The sequence below is a fragment of the Streptomyces sp. NPDC027663 genome (assembly GCF_055566415.1).
In genome coordinates this window covers 260,004-279,318 of the sequence record NZ_JBVHSK010000003.1, presented here as the reverse complement: position 1 = coordinate 279,318, position 19,315 = coordinate 260,004, and the positions used below count along the sequence as shown (strand labels likewise).

The window sequence follows — 19,315 nt, the reverse complement described above, 5'->3', positions numbered from 1 at the left end:
TCTCACGCCGCCGCGGACTCACCGCGGCCGGACTGGTCGCCGCCATGGCCGTGTCTGCGCTCACCGCCGCACCGGCACCGGCGCAGGCCGCCGCCCTGCCCACCGGCTTCGCCACCGTCGTGAACGCGGCGAGCGGCAAGTGCCTGGACGCCAAGGCCGCCGCCACCGCCAACGGCACGGTGGTGCAGCAGTACACGTGCAACGGCACCACCGCCCAGCAGTGGAGCTTCACCGACGCGGGCGGCGGCTACGTCCGCATCGGCAACCGCAACGACACCAACCAGGTGGCCGACGTCGCCGACGTGTCCACGGCCGACAACGCCCCGGTCCACCTGTGGACCTACGGCGGCGGCGCCAACCAGCAGTGGCTGCCCGTGGACGACGGCGGCGGCGCCTTCCACTTCGTCAACCGGGGCAGCGGCAAGTGCCTGGACGACCCCGCCGCATCCACCGCCGACAGCGTGCAGTTCGTCCAGTACACCTGCAACGGCACCGCCGCCCAGCGCTTCCAGGTGACCCCGGTGTCCCAGAACTCCGACGACCCCGACCTCGGCCCCAACGTGGTCCTGTTCGACCCGTCGATGTCCTCCGCCACCATCCAGAGCAGGCTGGACACGATCTTCAGGCAGCAGGAGACCAACCAGTTCGGCTCCCAGCGCTACGCCGTGCTGTTCAAGCCCGGCACCTACGACGCCGATGTCAACGTCGGCTTCTACACCCAGGTCCTCGGCCTCGGCCTGACCCCGGACGCCGTCAACGTCAACGGTGCGGTGCACGCCGAGGCCGACTGGTTCCAGGGCAACGCCACCCAGAACTTCTGGCGCGGCGCCGAGAACCTGTCGGTCACCCCGAGGAACGGCAGCGACCGCTGGGCGGTCTCGCAGGCGGCTCCGTACCGGCGCATGCACCTGCGCGGCAACCTCGCCCTCGACGACAACGGCTGGTCGTCCGGGGGCTACCTCGCCGACAGCAAGATCGACGGCCAGGTCGGCTCCGGCAGCCAGCAGCAGTGGCTGACCCGCAACTCCCAGCTCGGCAGCTGGACCGGATCGAACTGGAACATGGTCTTCGTCGGCAGCCAGGGCGTCCCCGGCACCAGCTTCCCCCACCCGCCGCACACCACGGTCGCGCAGAGCCCGGTCACCCGAGAGAAGCCGTTCCTGTACGTCGACGGCTCCGGGAAGTACCAGGTGTTCGTGCCCTCCACCCGCACCGACTCCACGGCCACCAGCTGGGCGGGCGGCAGCCCGGCCGGCACCTCGCTGCCGCTGAGCCAGTTCCACGTCGTCAAGCCCGGCGCCACCGCCGCCCAGATCAACGCGGCCCTCGCCGCCGGGCAGAACCTGCTCGTCACCCCCGGTGTCTACCACCTCGACCAGACCCTGAAGGTGACCCGCCCCGACACCGTCGTCCTCGGTCTCGGCCTCGCCACCTTCGTCCCGGACAACGGCGTCACCGCGATGACCGTCGCCGACGTCGACGGCGTCAAGATCGCGGGCGTGCTCTTCGACGCCGGCACCACCAGCTCGAAGACCCTCGTCGAGGTCGGGCCGGCCGGTTCCACCGCCTCCCATGCGACCGACCCGACCTCCCTGCACGACGTCTACTTCCGCGTCGGCGGCGCCGGCGTCGGCAAGGCGGTCACCAGCCTCGTCGTCAACAGCAGGAACGTCATCGGCGACCACATGTGGATCTGGCGCGCCGACCACGGCAGCGGCGTCGGCTGGACCAGCAACACCGCGGACACCGGAATCGTGGTCAACGGGGACGACGTGACCATGTACGGGCTGTTCGTGGAGCACTTCCAGAAGTACCAGACGCTCTGGAACGGCAACGGCGGCCGTACCTACTTCTTCCAGAACGAGATGCCCTACGACCCGCCGAACCAGTCCTCCTGGACGAACGGCTCCACCCAGGGCTACGCCGCCTACAAGGTCGCCGACTCGGTCACCAGCCACCAGGCGTACGGCCTCGGCAGCTACTGCTACTTCAACGTCGACCCGAGCGTCAAGGCCGCCCGCGCCATCGAGGCACCGGCCAGCCCGAACGTCCGCTTCACCAGCATGGTGACCGTCTCCCTCGGCGGCACCGGCACCATCGGTCACGTCATCAACAACACCGGAGGCCCCTCCGACGCGACGACCAACGTCGCGAACCTGGTCCGCTACCCGTGACCAGCGGATGACCTTCCGGACGTGTGAGCCGGGCCGACCTGGATACGCGGTCAGCACGGCAGCACCGTCCGTCCGGAAGGTCATCCCCGCCATGACCAGCGCACCCACACCCGGCCACCACTCCCAGGTCACCCTGCGGGTCAACGGCAAACCCCACACCGTGCTCATCGACCACCGGCGCGTCCTGCTGGACCTGCTGCGCGAGGACCTGGATCTCACCGGCACCAAGAAGGGCTGCGACCACGGCCAGTGCGGCGCCTGCACCGTGCTGGTCGACGGGCGCCGCCTCAACAGCTGTCTGCTCCTCGCGGTCGCCCTCGACGGCAGCGAGATCACCACCGTCGAGGGTCTGGCCGGGGACGGCGAGGAGCCGCACCCGCTGCAGCGGGCCTTCCTGGACCGTGATGCCTTCCAGTGCGGCTACTGCACCCCCGGCCAGCTCTGCTCCGCCGTGGGCATGCTCGCCGAGGCCGCGGCCGGCCACCCCTCCCACGTCACCGACCCGCGGACCCCCGCAGGGCCGCCCGTACCGCTGGACCGGACCGAGATCCGCGAGCGGATGAGCGGCAACCTGTGCCGCTGCGGCGCCTACCCGCGCATCGTCGAGGCGATCGAGGACGTGATCTGAGTGAACGGCTTCGGATACCTCAGGCCCGCCAGCGTCCAGGAGGCCGTCGAGGCGTACGCCGCCCACCCCGGCGCCCGCTACCTCGCCGGCGGCACCAACCTGGTCGACCTGATGAAACTCGGCGTGGAACGGCCCACCGCCCTCATCGACGTCGGCCGGCTGCCGCTGGACGGCATCGAGGAGCTGCCCGACGGCTCCACGCGGGTCGGCGCCACCGTCCGCAACAGCGACCTGGCCGCCGACCGGCGGGTCCGCGCACGCTGGCCGGCGCTGTCCCAGGCGCTCCTGGCGGGCGCCTCCGCACAGCTGCGCAACGCCGCCACCACCGGCGGCAACCTGCTCCAGCGCACCCGCTGCCCCTACTTCCAGGACCTGGACAAACCCTGCAACAAACGGGAGCCGGGCAGCGGCTGCGGCGCCCGGGACGGCGTCCACCGCGACCACGCCGTCCTCGGCCACTCCGCGCAGTGCATCGCCACGAACCCGTCCGACATGGCCGTCGCGCTGGCCGCCCTGGACGCCCAGGTCGAGCTGTACGGCACCGAGGGCCCCCGGCGCCTGCCGGCGGCCGACTTCCACCGGCTACCCGGCGAGCACCCCGAACGGGACACCTGGATCCGCCCCGGCGAACTGATCACCGGCATCGTGCTCCCGGCCGCTACCGCCGGCGTCCCGTCCGCCTACCGCAAGGCCCGGGACCGGGCGTCGTACGCCTTCGCCCTCGCCTCAGTGGCCGTGCTGCTGCGGGTCACGGACGGCGTCGTCCACCAGGCGGGCATCGCCTTCGGCGGGCTCGCACACCGCCCCTGGCGGGCCCGGCACACCGAGCTCGCCCTGCTGGGCGCCCACGCCACCCCCGCCGCCTTCGAGGGCGCCGTGGCCCTCGAACTCGCGCACGCCGAGCCGCTGCGGGACAACGCCTACAAGGTGTCCCTCGCCCGCAACCTCGCGCTGGACGTCCTTAACCGTCTCGCCCCGGCCCCCGCCCCGGCCTGAGCCGCCCCCGCAGGAGCAGGAGGATCCCCATGACCGGCACGACCGGCACGACCGGCACCGCCCTGGGCGCCCCCGCCGAGCGCCGCGAGGGGCGCCAGAAGGTCACCGGCGCCGCCCGCTACGCCGCCGAGTACACCCTGCCCGGCCGCGCCCAGGCCTGGCCGGTGCCCGCCGCGGTGGCCCGCGGCCGGGTCCGCGCCGTCGACACCTCGGCCGCCCTCGCCCTGCCCGGCGTCCTCGCCGTCCTCACCCCCGCCGACGCGCCCCGGCTCGCCGAGCCCGAGGACCACACCCTCGCCGTGCTGCAGGGCCCGGACGTGCCGCACCGGGGCTGGTGCGTCGCCCTGGCCGTCGCCGAGACCCTGGAGCAGGCCCGCGCCGCCGCCCGGGCCGTCCGGGTCACGTACGACACCGCATCCCACGACGCCGCGTTCACCGAGGACCACCGGGACGGCTACGCACCGCAGGAGGCGGGCGGCGAGCCCGGCCGCGTCGAGCACGGCGACCCCGAGGCCGCCTTCGCCGGGGCCGACGTCCGCGTCGACGTCACCTACCGGGTGCCGCCCCTGCACAACCACCCCATGGAGCCGCACGCCAGCACCGCCCACTGGGACGGCGACCGGCTCACCGTGTACACCTCCAGCCAGGGCGGTACGACGGTGCGGGCCACGCTCGCCCAGCTGTTCCGGCTGCCCGAGGAGCGGATCACCGTGGTCGCCGAGCACGTCGGCGGCGGCTTCGGCTCCAAGGGCACCCCGCGCCCGGACGTCGTCCTGGCCGCCATGGCCGCCCGGCACACCGGCCGGCCCGTCACTCTCGCCTACGCCCGCCGGCACCTGCCGACCGTCGTCGGTTACCGCGCCCCCACGGTGCAGCGGCTGCGGCTCGGGGCCGGCCGGGACGGCCGGCTCACCGCCCTGCTGCACGAGACGACCAGCCCCATCTCCCGGGTGAAGGAGTTCGTGGAGTACGCCGCGGTCGTCTCCCGCGTCATGTACGCCGTCCCGAACCTCCTCAGCTCCCACCGCGTGGTACCGCTGGACGTGCCCACACCGTCCTGGATGCGAGCCCCCGGCGAGGCACCCGGCATGTACGCCCTGGAGTCCGCCGTGGACGAACTCGCCGACGTGCTCGGCCTGGACCCGGTGGAGCTGCGGGTCCGCAACGAACCGGCGGAGGAGCCGGGCAGCGGCAAACCGTTCAGCAGCCGGCACGTCGTGCAGTGCCTGCGCGAGGGCGCCCGCCGCTTCGGCTGGGAGGGCCGGGACCCGCGCCCCGGCGTCCGCCGCGAGGGCCCCTTCCTGCTCGGCACCGGCGTGGCCGCCGCCACCTACCCCGTGCAGGTCTCCCCGTCCACCGCCACCGCCCAGGCGCTGCCCGACGGCGGCTTCGTGGTCCGGATCAACGCGGCGGACATCGGCACCGGGGCCCGTACCGTCCTCGCCCAGGTGGCCGCCGACGCCCTCGGCGTGCCCCTGGACCGGGTGCGCACCGAGATCGGCCACAGCGACCTGCCCCCGGCCCCGCTGGCTGGCGGCTCCATGGGCACCGCCTCCTGGGGCTGGGCCGTACACGAGGCCTGCGCCGCACTGGCGTCCCGGCTGGCCGCGCACACGGGACCGCTGCCCGCCGAGGGCATCGAGACCCGCGCGGACACCACCGGAAAGGCCGACGCCGACAGCCCCTGGGCGCGGCACGCGTTCGGCGCCCACTTCGCCGAGGTCGCCGTCGACACCGTCACCGGGGAGGTCCGGGTCCGCCGGCTCCTCGGCATCTTCGCCGCCGGACGCATCCTCAACGCCCGCACCGCCCGCTCCCAGTTCACCGGCGCCCTGGTCATGGGGCTCGGCATGGCCCTCACCGAGAGCAGCACCCTGGACCCGGCGTTCGGCGACTTCCCCGAGTCCGACCTGGCCTCCTACCACGTGCCCGTGCACGCCGACATCACCGACATCGAGGCCGACTGGATCGACGAGGACGACCCCCACCTCAACCCCATGGGCAGCAAGGGCATCGGCGAGATCGGCATCGTCGGCACCGCGGCCGCCCTCGGCAACGCCGTCCACCACGCCACCGGCATCCGCTTCCGCGAACTCCCCCTCACCCCCGACCGGGTCCTCGCCGGCCTGCTCTCCGAGCGGTGACGGTGACCGGGCCCACCTGGGAGTACGACGGCTACCGGCCGGCCGAGGAACGCCTGCGGGAGTCCCTGTGCACCCTCGGCAACGGCTACTTCGCCACCCGCGGCGCGCTGCCCGAGTGCACCGCCGACGACGTCCACTACCCGGGCACCTATGCGGCCGGCGGCTACAACCGGCTCACCTCCGAGGTCGCCGGGCGCCGGGTCGAGAACGAGGACATGGTCAACCTGCCCAACTGGCTGCCGCTGCGCTTCCGGCCCGCCGGCGGTCAGTGGCTCACCCCGGACACCGCCGCCGTCACCGAGCACCACCAGCTCCTGCACCTCGACCCCGGACTGCTGGAGCGCCGCACCCGCTACGCACTGGGCGACGGCACGCTCCTCGTCCGGCAGCTGCGCCTGGTCCACCTGGGTGACCCCCATCTCGCCGCTCTGCGCACCGAGTTCACCGCCCCGGAACACCCGGTCGACCTGGAGGTGGAATCCGCGCTCGACGGCAACGTCAGCAACTCCGGTGTGGCCCGCTACCGGGACCTGGACGGCAGGCACCTCACCCATGTGCACACCGGCACCGGCGCACCCGGCACGGTGTGGCTGCGCTGCCGTACCCGCACCTCCGACCTGGGCCTCGGACTGGCCGCCCGGCTCACCGCCGAGGGCCCGCTCACGCACGCGAACGAGACCCACCGTGCCGTACAGCGGCTGCGCCTGCGGCTGCCGACCGGCGTGACCGTCACCGTCGACAAGACCGTCGCCCTGCACACCTCCCGCGATCCCGCCATCAGCGACCCGCTGCGCGCGGCCGTCGACCGGGTCCGGGCCGCCCCCGGGTTCGACGAGCTGCAGCAGACGCACCGGGTGGCCTGGGAGCAGCTGTGGCGCCGCACCGCGCTCGACGTGCCCGGCGAGGCGGGCAGCATCCTGCGCCTGCACCTCTTCCACGTGCTGCAGACCCTCTCGCCGCACACGGCCGACCTGGACGTCGGAGTCCCCGCCCGCGGACTGCACGGTGAGTCCTACCGGGGCCATGTCTTCTGGGACGAACTCTTCGTCCTGCCCTACCTCAACCTGCACCTCCCCGAGGTCTCCCGGGCGCTGCTCCACTACCGCCACCGCCGCCTGGACGCCGCCTGCCGCGCCGCCCACGACATCGGCCGGCGCGGCGCGCTCTATCCGTGGCAGAGCGGCAGCGACGGCCGCGAGGAGACCCAGCAACTGCACCTCAACCCGCGCTCCGGCCGCTGGATCCCGGACCACTCCCGGCTCCAGCACCACGTCGGCTCGGCCGTGGCGTACAACGTGTGGGAGTACTGCGAGGCGACCGGCGACACCGAGTTCCGGCAGGGCGAGGGCGCCGAGATGCTCCTGCAGATCGCCCGCTTCTGGGCGGACTCGGCGACCTGGGACGACCACCTCGGCCGGTACCGCATCCGGGGCGTGGTCGGACCCGACGAGTACCACGACGCCTACCCCGGCGCCGCCCGGCCGGGCCTGGACGACAACGCGTACACCAATGTCACCGCCGCCTGGGTGCTCAGCCGCACCCTGGAGGTGCTGCACGGTCTGCCCGAGCCGCGCCGCCGCGAACTCACCGAGCACATCGGCGTCGCCACGGACGAGCCCGCCCGCTGGGAGGACGTCTCCCGCAGGCTGCACGTACCCTTCCACGACGGGGTGATCAGCCAGTTCGACGGGTACGGCGACCTCGCCGAGCTGGACTGGAACGGCTACCGCGAGCGGTACGACGACATCCGGCGCCTGGACCGGATCCTGGAGGCCGAGGGCGACACCGTCAACCGCTACAAGGCGTCCAAACAAGCCGATGTGCTGATGCTCGGGTACCTCTTCTCGCCCCCCGAACTCCGGAGCATCTTCGAGCAGTTGGGCTGCCCGCTCGACGAGCACACCTGGTCCGCGACCGTGGACCACTATCTGCACCGCACCAGCCACGGCTCCACCCTCAGCGGTCTGGTCCACGGCTGGATCCTGGCCCGTGCCCGTCGCACGGACGCCTGGGCCTTCGTCCAGGAGGCCCTGCGCGGCGACATCGCCGACCTCCAGGGCGGTACCACCGGCGAGGGCATCCACCTCGGCGCGATGGCCGGCACCCTCGACCTCGTCCAGCGCGGACTGACCGGCCTGGACACCCGGGGCGGCGCCCTGTGCCTCGATCCGGTCCCGCTGCCCGAACTCTCCTCCTACGGCTTCTCCCTCCGCTACCACGGCCACTGGGGCGTCCACCTGCGCCTGCGCAGCGGCCTGCTGGAGATCGAGGTGCCGGACTCCGACCAGTCACCCATCGACGTCCGTCTGCGGGACCGCGTGGTACCGGTCGGGCCGGGGGAGACGGCCCGGCTGGTGCTGCCGGAGTGAACGCCGCCGATGAGGGCGCACCCCGGACTCGCTCCTCACTTGAGGCCGCTGAGCATGACCCCGCGGATGTAGTGCTTCTGCAGCAGGAGGAAGAGGATCAGCACGGGCAGGATGCTCAGGACGAGGCCGGCCATGACGATGGGCATGGTGCGGGTCGGGTCGACGTAGTCCTGCAGGAGCTGGATGCCGACGGGCAGGGTCATCACGTCCGGGTCGGCGGTCGAGACGAGCAGCGCCCAGATGTACTCGTTCCAGGCGTCGACGAAGGTCAGCAGTCCGAGCGTCACCAGCACCGGCTTGGTCTGCGGTACCACGATCCGCCACCACACGGTGAACTCGCCGGCCCCGTCGATGCGCGCGGCCTCCAGCACCTCGTCCGGGATCGCGACCATGAACTGGCGCATCAGGAAGATCCCGAAGCCGTTGACGAGGAACGGCATGGCGAGCGCCACGATGCTGACGGTCAGGCCCGCGCCGCCGCGCCCGGACAGGTCGTTGCCGCCCGCCAGCGGCCAGTGCACCAGGATCAGGAAGTGCGGGACGAAGAACAGGAACGGCGGGAACATCATCGTCGACAGCACCAGACGGAAGACGAAGTCCCGCCCGCGGAAACGGAGTTTGGCCAGCGCGTAGCCGGCGAGGGACGACGTGAGCAGCACCGACCCGGTGATCAGGGCGGTGGCGACGACGCTGTTGCGGAAGAGCACCGGCAGATTCAACTGGCTCACTGCAGCCCGGTAGTTGGACAGACCGAACGCCTCGGGCAGGAACCGGTACGGCAGCCTGCCGGCCTCGCCGGGCCCCTTGAAGGACGTCATCACCATGTCGAGGAACGGCACCACCGTGAGCACGGCACCGGTCACGACCACCAGATACGACAGCCACGGGAAACGGCGGCGCTTCACGCGTCCTCCCCCTTGCGACGGAAGATCCACAACTGCACCAGGGTGACCGTGAGGACCACCACGAACAGCACGAACGCGGCAGCGCTCGCCGTGCCCCAGTCGCCGTGGCTGAAGGCCTGCCGGTACATCTCCAGCGCGGCCACCTCGGTCGCGTCCCCCGGACCGCCCTTGGTCATCACGATGATCAGCGCGAACGACTGCAGTCCGGTGAGGAACTGGGTGATGCACACGAACAGCAGGGACGGCCGCAGCAACGGCAGGGTGATCTTGAAGAAGACGACGAGGGGCCCGGCGCCGTCCAGCGCGGCTGCCTCGTAGTACGAGCCGGGGATCGACTTCAGACCGGCGGTCAGGATGAGGATCGCCGAGCCGACCGAGGCCCAGGCCTGCACGACCACGACCGAGGGCAGCGCGGTGTCCGGGTCCTGGAGGAACGCCACCGAGCCGAGACCGGCGGCGTTGAGGACCCCGTTGACCAGTCCGCCCGGCTCGTACATGTACTTCCACACGTTGCCGACGGCGACGACGGTCGTGACGATCGGCAGGAAGTACAGCGTGCGCCACAGCCCCTGGAACCGCAGCTTGTCGATGCAGGTGGCGACGAGCACGGAGCCGGCCAGTGCGAGGGCCACGGTGCCCAGGGCGAACAGCAGGGTGTTGGTGAGGACCGGCGTCAGGAACGTCGAGCCGTCCGCGAAGAGCCCGGCGAAGTTGTCCAGGCCGACCGGCTCGATGTCACCGAGCCTGAACCCGGCCCAGCGGGACATCGACAGCAGCAGTGCGAAGCCGAGCGGCAGGACCAGGAAGACCGCGAAGAACAGCAGTGCCGGTGCCAGGAAGAGATACGCGACGACAGCCTGGCGGCGCCGGGCCCGGCCGCGCGCGCCGACGGCGGGCCGCCCGGCGGACTCCGGTCCGGGCGCCCGTTCGGTCGCCTCCGGCGCCAGGACGTTCACCATGACCGTGACACCTCCTGGTCGACCTGGCGGCAGGTGATGCGCAGAGCCTCGTCGACCGACCGTTGACCGGTCCACAAGGCCTCGATGTTCTTGCGCAGCAGCGACTTGGCCTGCTGCGCGCCCGGCGTGTTCGGCTCGGGCACCGCGTACGCCAGCGCCTCCAGGAACGGACGCAGGTTCGGATCGCCGCCTTCGCCGAGGAGCGTCCGCATGTCGTCGGCGCGGCCGGTCAGGGTGCCGACCGACACCTGCAGGCGGCTCATCCGGGTCGCTGTCGCACCCTTCGCGCCCACCTTCTCGGTGTTGAGCCAGCGCAGGAAGTCCCAGGCCTCCCGCGGGTACCTGCTGGCCGCGTTGACCCCCAGCATGAAGCCGGTGGAGAGTGTGGCGCGCTCGTCGTCCTTCCCGGGGACGGGCACCGGCGCGACACCGACGTCCCGGTAGTCCTTGCCCATCAAGGTCCTCAGGCTCCCGGTCCACCAGCCGGCGCTCACCACCATGGCCACCTGGCCGGACGGGAACGCCCGGTAGACGTTGACGCCGGGGGCGCTGGCTCCCGCGGCGACGAGGCGGTGCTCGAGGTCGAACACGGCCCGGCCGGCCGGCGAGTCGATGGCGGCGCTCCTGCCGTCCGCGGAGACGAACCGTCCGCCGGCGGCGTTGAGCAGGGCGAGCGTCTGGCCGACGGTGGTGGAGTCGTCGTAGACCGACAGCCCGAACCCCTGGACCAGCGTGTTGCCGTACCGGTCCCGCTTGCTGGTGCGGTACGCGGTCTCCTCCAGTTCCCGCCAGGTGCGCGGAGGTCCGCCGACGCCGGCCTCGCGCAGCAGCCGCTTGTTGTAGTAGAGGGCGTACGTCTGCACCTCGGTGGGGTAGCCGTAGACCTTGCCGTCCACCGACGCGGCGCGGACCGTGGCCTCGCTGTAACCGCGTCCGATCTCGGCGGCGTGCTCGGGCGGAGCGGGCCGCAGGACACCGGCCCGGACGAGCTGGCCGTTCCACAGGCAGTACGGGTGGATGATGTCGGCACCCTGGCCCGCGGCCTGGCGGACCATGAACGTGGTGAGCAGGTCGGAGAACTCCACGGCCTTCGTCCGCACCTTCACCCGGTCGTGCCCGGCGTTCCACTCGTCGACCGGGCCCTGCAGGGCCGCTTTGAGTTCCCCGCTCGCATAGTGGGAGAGCAGCGTCAAGACGATCGGATCACCGGGCCGCCCGGTGCCCTGGTGCGGCGCGGCGCATCCCGAGGCCAACAGGGCGGAGGGGACACCGAGGGCGAAGTGACGGCGGCTCAGGCGGCCCTCGCGCCGGCGGCCCCGGCCGTCCGTACGGCGCGCGGGCGTCATCACGCGGCCTCCCGGCGCAGCACGCGGAACAGCCGGGTCGTGGTGAAACCCGCCTTGCGGTACAGCCGGCCCGCGGGCGAGTGCTCGCCGGTCCACAGGAACCACGCGGAGTGCGCACCGCGCGCCCGCATCCGCTCCAGGACCAGGTGCAGCAGGACCTCGCCGAGCCCGGTGCCGCGCGACTCCTCCAGCACGCCGAACGGGCCGAAGCGCTCCACCGCCGACTCGTACGCGCCGTGCATCGCCCAGCCGGCCAGACGGCCCGAAGGGGCCCGGGCGACGATGATCCGGTCGAGCGGCGCGCCCGCGGTCAGACACTGCCGGATCGCGCGCGCCCAGTCCGGGTTGAAGTGGTTCCCGGCGAGCGCGACCAGGTCCACCAGGTCGTCGTCGGACGGCGTGGCGAACCGGTGGCCCTGTGCCGTCAGCCCGTCCAGCCGGCCCGCGACGTCGTCCGGGAAGCGGTAGCCGACCAGTCCGCGGTCCATCGCCGCCGCCTCGTACAGCGTGCGAAAGCCCAGGGAGCCGAGGAGCGCGGCCGCTTCCGGGTACGCCTCGGGGTCGAGGCCGGGCAGGATGTAGTTCGGGGTGTACGAGGAGAAGTCCACCCGGGTGCGCCCGTGGCCGTGCAGCCAGTCGAGGGCGTCGGTCAGCAGCCGGCGGCCGAGCCCCCGGCCACGGGCGGCCGGGTCGACGAAGAAGAACGGGATCCAGCCCTGCTCCGGTTCCAGGTCGGTGCCGGTCACCGGCGTCAGCCGGCGCACCGCGTAGGCGGCGCCGACGACACGGCCGCCGTCGACGGCGACCCGGAGCCCCTCCGGGTCGAAATTGGCGTCGAGCAGCACCAGGGAGCGGAAGCGGTCCGGGCTGATCGGGTCGGCCGGTGCGCTTCTGCGCCACGCCTCCACCACCTGCGGGCCGTCGCCCGGGCGGAAGCCACGCACCGCCACCCGGGCTGTCGTCGTCGTGCGGTCGGTCATCGACGGGGTCGTCCTTCCATGCGCAGGCCGCGCGGCGGGCCGGAGGGCTCAGCGGTAGAGCAGTACGTCGTCACCGGCCCAACGGCCGGGCGGCGCCGGCGGAGCGCACAGCGGCAGCGGGTCGTCGCCCGCGTCGACGGCGCGCCGCAACCGGTCGGATCCCCACAGCAGGTCGATGAAGTGCCGGTGGCCGGTCCCCTCCGCGCCGCCGTCGTCGGTGTGCCAGGCGAAGTCGTCCGGGTAGAGCCGCCGTAGCGTGGCGAGCATCGCGACGGCGGTGCGTACGGGAGCGAACGCCTCGCGATCGGTGATGTGGAGCTGGACCCCGCGCAGCGGCCGTCCGGCGTGTTTGTGGAAGGTCGGTACGTACCGCAGATCACGGAAGTGCACTCCGGGCAGGGCGAGTTCGGCGAGCGCGGGTGCGAACCGCGCGTCGATGTACGGGGCCCCGACGATCTCGAAGGGCTGCGTGGTGCCTCGGCCCTCGGAGAGATTCGTGCCCTCGAAGAGGCAGGTGCCGGGGTAGACGCCGGCGGTGGCCGGTGTCGGGATGTTCGGCGAGGGCGCGACCCAGGGCAGACCGGTGGCGTCCGCGTCCATGGCGCGCTGCCACCCGAGGGCTTCGATGACCGTCAACTCGACAGGTGCGCCCGCGACTTGCGGCACCGTCGAAGCGTTGAGCTGCCGGGCGAGTTCACCGCAGGTGAGGCCGTGCCGGACCGGGACCGGGGCGCGCCCGACGAAGCTGGAACACGCCGGGTCGAGCAGCGGGCCCTCGCTGACGAGTCCGCCGAGGGGGTTCGGCCGGTCGGCGACCACGAACCGTACGCCCGTACGCGCCGCCGAGACCATCAGGTCGAACATGGTCCACACATAGGTGTAGAACCTCGCTCCGATGTCCTGGAGGTCGTACACCAGGGCGTCCACGCCGCTGTCGGTCAGCAGTCCGTCGAGGCGTTCGCCGCTGCACCGGTAGGTGTCGTGGACCGGCAGACCGGTGGCGGGGTCGGTCCGAGCGGCCTCGCTCCGGCCGGCCTGGCCGGTGCCGTGCAGCCCGTGCTCGGGGCCGAACAGGGCGACCAGCCGCGCACCGGCCCCGAGCAGCGCGGGCGCGGCCGGGCGCAGGTCGGGGAGGACGCCGGTGTGGTTGGTCACCAGCCCGAGCCGGCCGGGTCCGGCGAGCCGGGGCGACGCGTGCAGTCGCGCGATCCCGGTCGTCACCGTGACGCGGTCGTGCGTGCTCATCCGTGGGGCCCCGTCTGCCGGTGACATCTCCAAGCGATTGCCCGAAATTTACTGGCATGTCTGGGAATTTGGCAATGATCTGCCGTCGGTGTACGCCCGGGCGTGTGCCGTGGCTCTCATCTGCGGAGCATGGACATGATGACTCGGCCCTGTGAAGATCCTTTGAACTCTGTCGAGTATCTGTGCATCGAGGTCCCCGTACATGAAGAAGGCTGCGGCTCTGGCGGTCCTGGCAACGGCGGTGGTCACGTGGTGGCTCCTCCGCGACCCTGCCCCCTACGCACTGAGCGGGACGCCGGCGGTGGAGGTCACCGTGCACGCCGTGAAGTCGGACTATCCCGACGCCGAGGAGGTCGCCGACGAGGTCGATCTGCTCCTCAAGGTGTACGTCCAGCGGCTGGAGGCCGGTGACACCGCCGGCCTCTCCGATCTCGGTGCCCCCTGGTACACCGGACGCGACCGGGCCGCACGGAAGCTGATCAGCCGCTACGGCGCGCACGCCGGCGAAACGGTGGACGCGGTCGTGCAGGACCCCGCCGTACCGGACCTGGCCGCTGTCGAGCTGCGCTTCGGCGACGGGCAGCGGCAGACGCTCGGGCTCAGCCGTGACCACGACGACGTGTGGTGGCTGCAACTGGGTGACGGCGATCCCGTGGCGCCGTAGCACACCCGCTCTCCGTGACGGAGCACGGGCCACGGCAGGAGCAGCTGCCCGCGAGCTTCCTCGCGGGCAGCTGCTCGCCGGCTCTACCTGGTGTTGCCGCCCCCCTGCTGGCGCCCGCTGCGCGACGGGGACTTCTGCTTGCCCGGCTGCCTCTCGGCGCCCGAGCGCTCGGGGGTCTCGGCGTTCTCGGCGATCTCGGCGTTCTCGGGAGGTTGCATGTCGGGCTTGGCGGTCGCCTTGGAGCTGCTGGGCGAACCCTTGCGGTTGCCAGGCTGGTTCTTCTTTGCCATGACGTGATTCCTGCCTGTCAGCCTCCGGCTCGGATGCGCGGAGGCGGGGAGGGCGCCGGACATGACACGGCGCATCACCACTCAATCCTGAGGACGCTTCGGTCACCCGGCATCTCCGGACCGCCCTCCCTTGCGCCGTTCAGGTGAGGATGGAGCATGATCGGGCATCGGAGTGACCCGCACGGCGGAACCAGCGCTCCGGACGATGGTGGCGGACGGTACGGCCTGGCGTGAGGCTCTTGCCCGGGTCCCCTGGTCACCCGCACAGTGATGGGCCCGACACCGTCCCTCACCACTCGCCGGGACGGGTGGTGGCCGAGGGCGAGAGGAGCTGCCGGACATGAGGGTGATCGACGCGCCCTTGCGCGTCCTGGCCGTGGACGACGAGGAACCCGCGCTCGAAGAGCTGCTGTACCTGCTGGGGGAGGACGAGCACGTCGGCACCGTCGTGCCCGCCCAGGAGGCCACCGAGGCACTGCGCAGGCTGAGCCGGGCCACGGAGGAGGGCCCGGACGGCACGGAGGCCTTCGACGTCGTCTTCCTCGACATCAACATGCCCGGCCTCGGCGGACTCGAACTGGCCCGTCTGCTGGGCAGGTTCGCCACCCCGCCGCTGATCGTCTTCGTCACCGCCCACGAGGACTTCGCCGTACGGGCCTTCGACCTCAAGGCCGTCGACTATCTCCTCAAGCCCCTTCGCAAGGAACGCTTCGCCGAGGCCGTACGACGGGTCGCCGAGCTGGTGCGGGCCGGTCAGGGGCCCCGCCCGGCCGCCGCCCCGACGACCGCACCCGCTGCGGTGCCCGTCCACGGCGACCAGGTCCCGGTGGAACTGGGCGGGGTGACCCGGTTCGTGCCGGTCGCCGACATCGCCTATGTCGAGGCGCAGGGCGACTATGCGCGGCTGCACACCGGCCGCGGCAGCCATCTGGTGCGGATCCCGCTGTCCACCCTGGAGGAACAGTGGCGCTCCCGCGGCTTCGTACGGATCCACCGCAGCCGACTCGTCGCCCTCGGCCGGATCGAGGAACTCCGAGTGGACGGAGGCAACCTGACCGTCCGGATCGGCGACCGGGTCCTCGCCGTCAGCCGCCGTAACGCCCGGGAGCTGCGCGACCTGCTGGCCAGCCGAGCGGGCCGCTCCTGAGTCCAACGGGGCGCCACACGCCCCGTGTTACGTTGAACCCATGGACGCTGCTGGTCACCTCACGCAGACGCACACCGGGGAAGCCGGTCAGGCGGAAGCAGGCGGAGGGGCCCTTGGCGCACCGCCCGGTGACCCGGCACCACCCGCACGGCACGGCTCCTTCTCCCTCGGCCTGGACTTCACGGTGCCGCGGGCCGAGGTCTTCCAGGGCTTCGCCGACCCGGCCCTGCGCCGACGCTGGTTCCGGCTCCCCGGCAGCTCCGCCGGCGCCGAGCACCAGCTCGACTTCCGGGTCGGCGGTGGCGAGACCGCCCGCAACGTCTTCGTCTCCGGGGAGACCGAGGAGCGCCTCGCCTACCGGTCACGGTTCCTCGACATCGTGCCGGACACCCGGATCGTCCACGTCTACGAGGCCGAGGTCGACGGACGGCGCCGCTGGATCTCCCTCGTCACCGTCGAACTGGCCGACGGGGCCGCGGGTTCCCGTCTGACCTGGACCGAGCAGTACACCTGGCTGGTTCCCACCGGCGACGGCAGCCACGACCTCGCCCACCTGCGCGGCGGCACCCGGCTCCTGCTCAACGGCCTGACCACCGTGGTCGACCCCGACCGCTACCGCGCCCCACGCAGGGAACAGGCACCGGCCCCCGACGGATCAGGGTCCCGGTGACCTGACCTGGTGACCGGTGGCCCGGTGACCTGACCCGGTGCCCCGGCGGCTCGGCGACCCACGGCCTGGTGCTCCGGCGGCCCGGTGCCCGGGGCCCGCTAGTCGGCCGTACGGGTTCCCGTGACGACCGTGCAGTACATCTCGTCGTTCGTCGACACGCGCGGGACGAGGCCGTGGTCGGCCATCGCACGCGCGGTGAGCGGCGCCTGTTCCTCGCTGGTCTCGATGAGCAGGGTGCCGCCCGAAGCCAGCCAGGTCCGTGCGCCGGCGGCGACCCGCCGGTGCACCTCGACACCGTCCGCGCCGCCGTCGAGCGCGTGCTTCGGTTCGTGGTCGCGTGCCTCGGGCGGCATCATCGCGATCTCGTCCGTCGGCACGTACGGGGCGTTGACTACCAGGACGTCCACGCGGCCGCGCAGCGAGTCCGGGAGCGCGTCGTAGAGGTCGCCCTCGTACACCTGCGCCTCGGGGCCGACGTTCAGCCGGGCGCAGCGGACCGCGTCCGGATCGACATCGGCGCACGACAGCTCGATCCCGGGGACCCGCGCGGCGACGGCGGCGCCGATCGCGCCGGTCCCGCAGCACAGATCGACCACGACCGCGCCCGGCCGGGCCAGTTCCGCCGCGAGGTCGACAAGGAACCGGGTGCGCTGACGCGGGACGAACACACCGGCGTCCACGCGGACCCGCAGACCGCAGAATCCGGCCCACCCGAGGATGACTTCGAGGGGTTCACCGACGACGCGGCGGTGCACCAGCACGTCCAGCTCGGCCGATGTCGCGGCGGCTTCGAGGAGCAGCTCCGCCTCCTCCTCGGCGAACACGCATCCGGCACCGCGCAGTGCGGCCACCGTGCGCGACTGCAGCTCATCGGCGGGAGTGATCGACATCGAAGCCTTTCGCGGAGAGCCCCGCCGGCCGGATCGATCCGCCGGCCACGGACGTGTCACGTGCCGACAGGCCGGGGGACGGGGCGTCCTGGACATCGGCTCACGGCGACCGACGGACGGTTCGGTCAGCTTAACAGGGAAGGATCAATGGATTCTGTGACCAGGGAAGTTGGTCCCCGCGACGTCCCGGCCCCGGACACGAGCCGGCCGCCGCGGAACGGGACGCCGGGCCGGCCCGGACGCCCGGGCGGTGTTCGCACGCCTGCCGGAGGTGAGGCCGCCTTGCGCACGTGGCTCGATCCGGTGCACAGGACCGCGGGACGGCCGCCCGCGACACGCCCTTACTGTCCATCGGGCGTCAGAACCTGGTAGTCATCCCCGAGACACTTCGCCGACACCACTCCGATAACATGTTCGACCATGCGGTGATCACCCTCATCGCGCGTCTCCACCGCAATACCGTCCGGCACAAACAGTGACCTGGTCAACTAAATAAAACACATCGGCCAAAAAATTGACATCTATAGCATCGCGGGTGTTTTCGCGAATAAAGGGAAGAATCACGTCCGTCGCCTGGCGTGAACCGCGGGTCGTTCTGTGGGGCGCGGCGGTTTTGGTGACCCTCGGATTCCTCGTGGCGCTGGAGTTCGCAGCGCGACGGTACGGCGTGCCGGGGCCGATCACCAACCAGGCGAAAGAGGTGATTTTTGCCCCTAAATCAGGGCCGCTGCTGTACGCCAGCATGGCGCTGATGATGGTGGTGTTCACCTGGCGGCAACGGTTCATCGCGCTCGGCGCCGCGGTCGGCATCGACGTCGTGTTCGCGCTGGTGCGGTGGGCGGTCGACGCCGAGGTCCCCCATGGGTACGGCCACCCCTTCGGCAACGGCGCCCTCTGGGTGCTGCTGGGCTGTGCGGTCATCGCCGTCACGCGCCGCACCGGCCGCGAACGCGTCCTGCTGCTGAAGGGCGTCGGGCTCGGCCTGCTGCTGGTGGCCGGCCGCAAGACCGGCGACACCTGGCTGCTCATCACCTCGAAGACCCGCCCCACGGTGCTCGACCAGTACGTCGCCACCGCCGACCACGCACTGGGCAACCCGTCGTGGATCGCGGGCCGGATCGTCAGGGCCACGGGTTCCGTCGGCGCCCACGTGCTGGACTACGTCTACATCCAGCTCGCGGTGGCCGCGGTCGTCGTCACGCTCTACCAGCTGCGCAACGTGGCGGTGGAGCGCCGGTTCCCGCGCCATCACCTGGTGCGCACCTTCCTGGTGATCGGCCTGCTCGGACCGGGCATCTACATGATCTTCCCGGTGGTCGGACCGATCTTCGCCTACGGCGCCGACGGCGGGCACTGGGCGGTGGCCGACCTGTGGCCGGACACGCCGCCGGGCGCCGTTCCGCATGCCATGCCGTTCGACGAGTTCACCCCGCGCAACTGCATGCCCAGCCTGCATACGGCGTGGGCCACCGCGATCTTCATCCATTCCCGCCGGGGCCCCCGCATTCTGCGATACCTCGGCACGTTCTGGCTGATTGCCACACTCGGCGCGACGCTGGGCTTCGGTTACCACTACGGCGCGGACATCGTCGCCGGTGTGGTGTTCACCCTCACGATCGAGGGTGCTCTGCGCTCGCTCGCACGCGGCTGGGAGCGGTCCGGAATGCAGTTGGTCGCCCACGGTGCAACGGTCTTCGTGGCGCTCCTGGTGTCGTATCGCTTTCTGCCGGTGCAGATGGCCGCATATCCCTGGTTGTTCGGACCGCTTGTCGTTCTGGCGATGGGATCGGTGATCCACAGTTATGTGCGGACCACCAGACTCTGGGAACCGAAGGCCGCACTCGTGCCACAACCGGAACCGCAGCCCGAGCTGGTTTGAGCCATGTTTGCCGCTGCGGTGGAGGCCGT

The 19,315-nt window shown here is 71.9% G+C and carries 16 protein-coding genes; 9 read left to right on the top strand and 7 right to left on the bottom strand.

The genetic code is table 11. The features are described from left to right. Positions 1–44 precede the first annotated feature (44 nt). The 5 genes from ACZ4SF_RS10570 to ACZ4SF_RS10550 all read left to right on the top strand — a co-directional run bounded on the left by ACZ4SF_RS10570 (position 45) and on the right by ACZ4SF_RS10550 (position 8,311). A complete protein-coding gene (locus tag ACZ4SF_RS10570) occupies positions 45–2,174 on the top strand; it encodes an RICIN domain-containing protein (RefSeq protein ID WP_468382462.1) in 2,130 nt (709 codons plus the stop codon). 91 nt (positions 2,175–2,265) lie between these two features. Next, complete coding sequence (locus tag ACZ4SF_RS10565; protein ID WP_468381084.1) at positions 2,266–2,802, top strand: 2Fe-2S iron-sulfur cluster-binding protein; 537 nt, start codon at positions 2,266–2,268, stop codon at positions 2,800–2,802. Further along, a complete protein-coding gene (locus tag ACZ4SF_RS10560; protein ID WP_468381082.1) occupies positions 2,803–3,798 on the top strand; it encodes an FAD binding domain-containing protein in 996 nt (331 codons plus the stop codon). A 29-nt stretch (positions 3,799–3,827) separates the two neighbouring features. Continuing rightward, on the top strand, positions 3,828–5,942 hold the full coding sequence (locus ACZ4SF_RS10555) for a xanthine dehydrogenase family protein molybdopterin-binding subunit (RefSeq protein ID WP_468381079.1): 2,115 nt from the start codon (positions 3,828–3,830) through the stop codon (positions 5,940–5,942). Continuing rightward, a complete protein-coding gene (locus ACZ4SF_RS10550; RefSeq protein ID WP_468381076.1) occupies positions 5,939–8,311 on the top strand; it encodes a glycoside hydrolase family 65 protein in 2,373 nt (790 codons plus the stop codon). The genes ACZ4SF_RS10555 and ACZ4SF_RS10550 overlap by 4 nt, the downstream gene beginning before the upstream one ends. A 35-nt stretch (positions 8,312–8,346) precedes the next feature. On the opposite strand, the gene ACZ4SF_RS10545 is transcribed toward ACZ4SF_RS10550, so the two are convergent. Genes ACZ4SF_RS10545 through ACZ4SF_RS10525 form a run of 5 tightly spaced genes read right to left on the bottom strand, consistent with a single transcriptional unit; the run spans position 8,347 to position 13,746 of the window. Next, the gene (locus tag ACZ4SF_RS10545) at positions 8,347–9,216 is read right to left on the bottom strand and encodes a carbohydrate ABC transporter permease (protein ID WP_468381074.1); all 870 of its coding nucleotides are present in this window, start codon (positions 9,214–9,216) and stop codon (positions 8,347–8,349) included. Next, the gene (locus ACZ4SF_RS10540; RefSeq protein ID WP_468381071.1) at positions 9,213–10,175 is read right to left on the bottom strand and encodes a carbohydrate ABC transporter permease; all 963 of its coding nucleotides are present in this window, start codon (positions 10,173–10,175) and stop codon (positions 9,213–9,215) included. The genes ACZ4SF_RS10545 and ACZ4SF_RS10540 overlap by 4 nt, the downstream gene beginning before the upstream one ends. After that, positions 10,169–11,521, bottom strand: a complete 1,353-nt coding sequence (locus tag ACZ4SF_RS10535; protein ID WP_468382459.1) for an ABC transporter substrate-binding protein — start codon at positions 11,519–11,521, stop codon at positions 10,169–10,171. Before ACZ4SF_RS10535 ends, ACZ4SF_RS10540 begins: the two co-directional genes overlap by 7 nt. Further along, positions 11,521–12,501 (bottom strand): GNAT family N-acetyltransferase, encoded by a 981-nt coding sequence (locus ACZ4SF_RS10530; protein ID WP_468381069.1) that lies wholly within the window; start codon positions 12,499–12,501, stop codon positions 11,521–11,523. The genes ACZ4SF_RS10535 and ACZ4SF_RS10530 overlap by 1 nt, the downstream gene beginning before the upstream one ends. Before the next feature lie 48 nt (positions 12,502–12,549). Continuing rightward, complete coding sequence (locus ACZ4SF_RS10525) at positions 12,550–13,746, bottom strand: exo-beta-N-acetylmuramidase NamZ family protein (RefSeq protein ID WP_468381067.1); 1,197 nt, start codon at positions 13,744–13,746, stop codon at positions 12,550–12,552. Positions 13,747–13,948: 202 nt separating this feature from the next. Between ACZ4SF_RS10525 and ACZ4SF_RS10520 the strand changes: the two genes are divergently transcribed. Continuing rightward, positions 13,949–14,410: a hypothetical protein gene (locus tag ACZ4SF_RS10520; protein ID WP_468381065.1), complete on the top strand. Its 462-nt coding sequence runs from the start codon at positions 13,949–13,951 to the stop codon at positions 14,408–14,410. Between the two features lie 83 nt (positions 14,411–14,493). On the opposite strand, the gene ACZ4SF_RS10515 is transcribed toward ACZ4SF_RS10520, so the two are convergent. Beyond that, positions 14,494–14,700, bottom strand: a complete 207-nt coding sequence (locus ACZ4SF_RS10515) for a hypothetical protein (RefSeq protein WP_468381063.1) — start codon at positions 14,698–14,700, stop codon at positions 14,494–14,496. Positions 14,701–15,040: 340 nt separating this feature from the next. On the opposite strand from ACZ4SF_RS10515, the gene ACZ4SF_RS10510 reads away from it, so the two are divergent. Further along, entirely contained in the window at positions 15,041–15,847 is an 807-nt protein-coding gene (locus ACZ4SF_RS10510; RefSeq protein ID WP_468381060.1) for a LytR/AlgR family response regulator transcription factor, read from the top strand. 40 nt (positions 15,848–15,887) lie between these two features. Further along, a complete protein-coding gene (locus ACZ4SF_RS10505; protein ID WP_468381057.1) occupies positions 15,888–16,517 on the top strand; it encodes an SRPBCC domain-containing protein in 630 nt (209 codons plus the stop codon). A gap of 98 nt (positions 16,518–16,615) precedes the next feature. On the opposite strand, the gene ACZ4SF_RS10500 is transcribed toward ACZ4SF_RS10505, so the two are convergent. Continuing rightward, entirely contained in the window at positions 16,616–17,407 is a 792-nt protein-coding gene (locus tag ACZ4SF_RS10500; protein ID WP_468381054.1) for a putative protein N(5)-glutamine methyltransferase, read from the bottom strand. A gap of 559 nt (positions 17,408–17,966) precedes the next feature. On the opposite strand from ACZ4SF_RS10500, the gene ACZ4SF_RS10495 reads away from it, so the two are divergent. Beyond that, entirely contained in the window at positions 17,967–19,286 is a 1,320-nt protein-coding gene (locus ACZ4SF_RS10495) for a phosphatase PAP2 family protein (RefSeq protein ID WP_468382456.1), read from the top strand. The last annotated feature ends 29 nt before the right edge of the window (positions 19,287–19,315 follow it).

What these genes read in the sequence shown, in the direction of transcription:
- ACZ4SF_RS10520 (WP_468381065.1), top strand. Translation starts at nt 13,949, where the DNA reads ATGAAGAAGGCTGCGGCTCTGGCGGTCCTGGCAACGGCGGTGGTCACG.
- ACZ4SF_RS10555 (WP_468381079.1), top strand. Translation starts at nt 3,828, where the DNA reads ATGACCGGCACGACCGGCACGACCGGCACCGCCCTGGGCGCCCCCGCC.
- ACZ4SF_RS10525 (WP_468381067.1), bottom strand. Translation starts at nt 13,746, where the DNA reads ATGAGCACGCACGACCGCGTCACGGTGACGACCGGGATCGCGCGACTG.
- ACZ4SF_RS10570 (WP_468382462.1), top strand. Translation starts at nt 45, where the DNA reads ATGGCCGTGTCTGCGCTCACCGCCGCACCGGCACCGGCGCAGGCCGCC.
- ACZ4SF_RS10535 (WP_468382459.1), bottom strand. Translation starts at nt 11,521, where the DNA reads ATGACGCCCGCGCGCCGTACGGACGGCCGGGGCCGCCGGCGCGAGGGC.
- ACZ4SF_RS10500 (WP_468381054.1), bottom strand. Translation starts at nt 17,407, where the DNA reads ATGTCGATCACTCCCGCCGATGAGCTGCAGTCGCGCACGGTGGCCGCA.
- ACZ4SF_RS10530 (WP_468381069.1), bottom strand. Translation starts at nt 12,501, where the DNA reads ATGACCGACCGCACGACGACGACAGCCCGGGTGGCGGTGCGTGGCTTC.
- ACZ4SF_RS10510 (WP_468381060.1), top strand. Translation starts at nt 15,041, where the DNA reads ATGAGGGTGATCGACGCGCCCTTGCGCGTCCTGGCCGTGGACGACGAG.
- ACZ4SF_RS10565 (WP_468381084.1), top strand. Translation starts at nt 2,266, where the DNA reads ATGACCAGCGCACCCACACCCGGCCACCACTCCCAGGTCACCCTGCGG.
- ACZ4SF_RS10505 (WP_468381057.1), top strand. Translation starts at nt 15,888, where the DNA reads ATGGACGCTGCTGGTCACCTCACGCAGACGCACACCGGGGAAGCCGGT.
- ACZ4SF_RS10515 (WP_468381063.1), bottom strand. Translation starts at nt 14,700, where the DNA reads ATGGCAAAGAAGAACCAGCCTGGCAACCGCAAGGGTTCGCCCAGCAGC.
- ACZ4SF_RS10540 (WP_468381071.1), bottom strand. Translation starts at nt 10,175, where the DNA reads ATGGTGAACGTCCTGGCGCCGGAGGCGACCGAACGGGCGCCCGGACCG.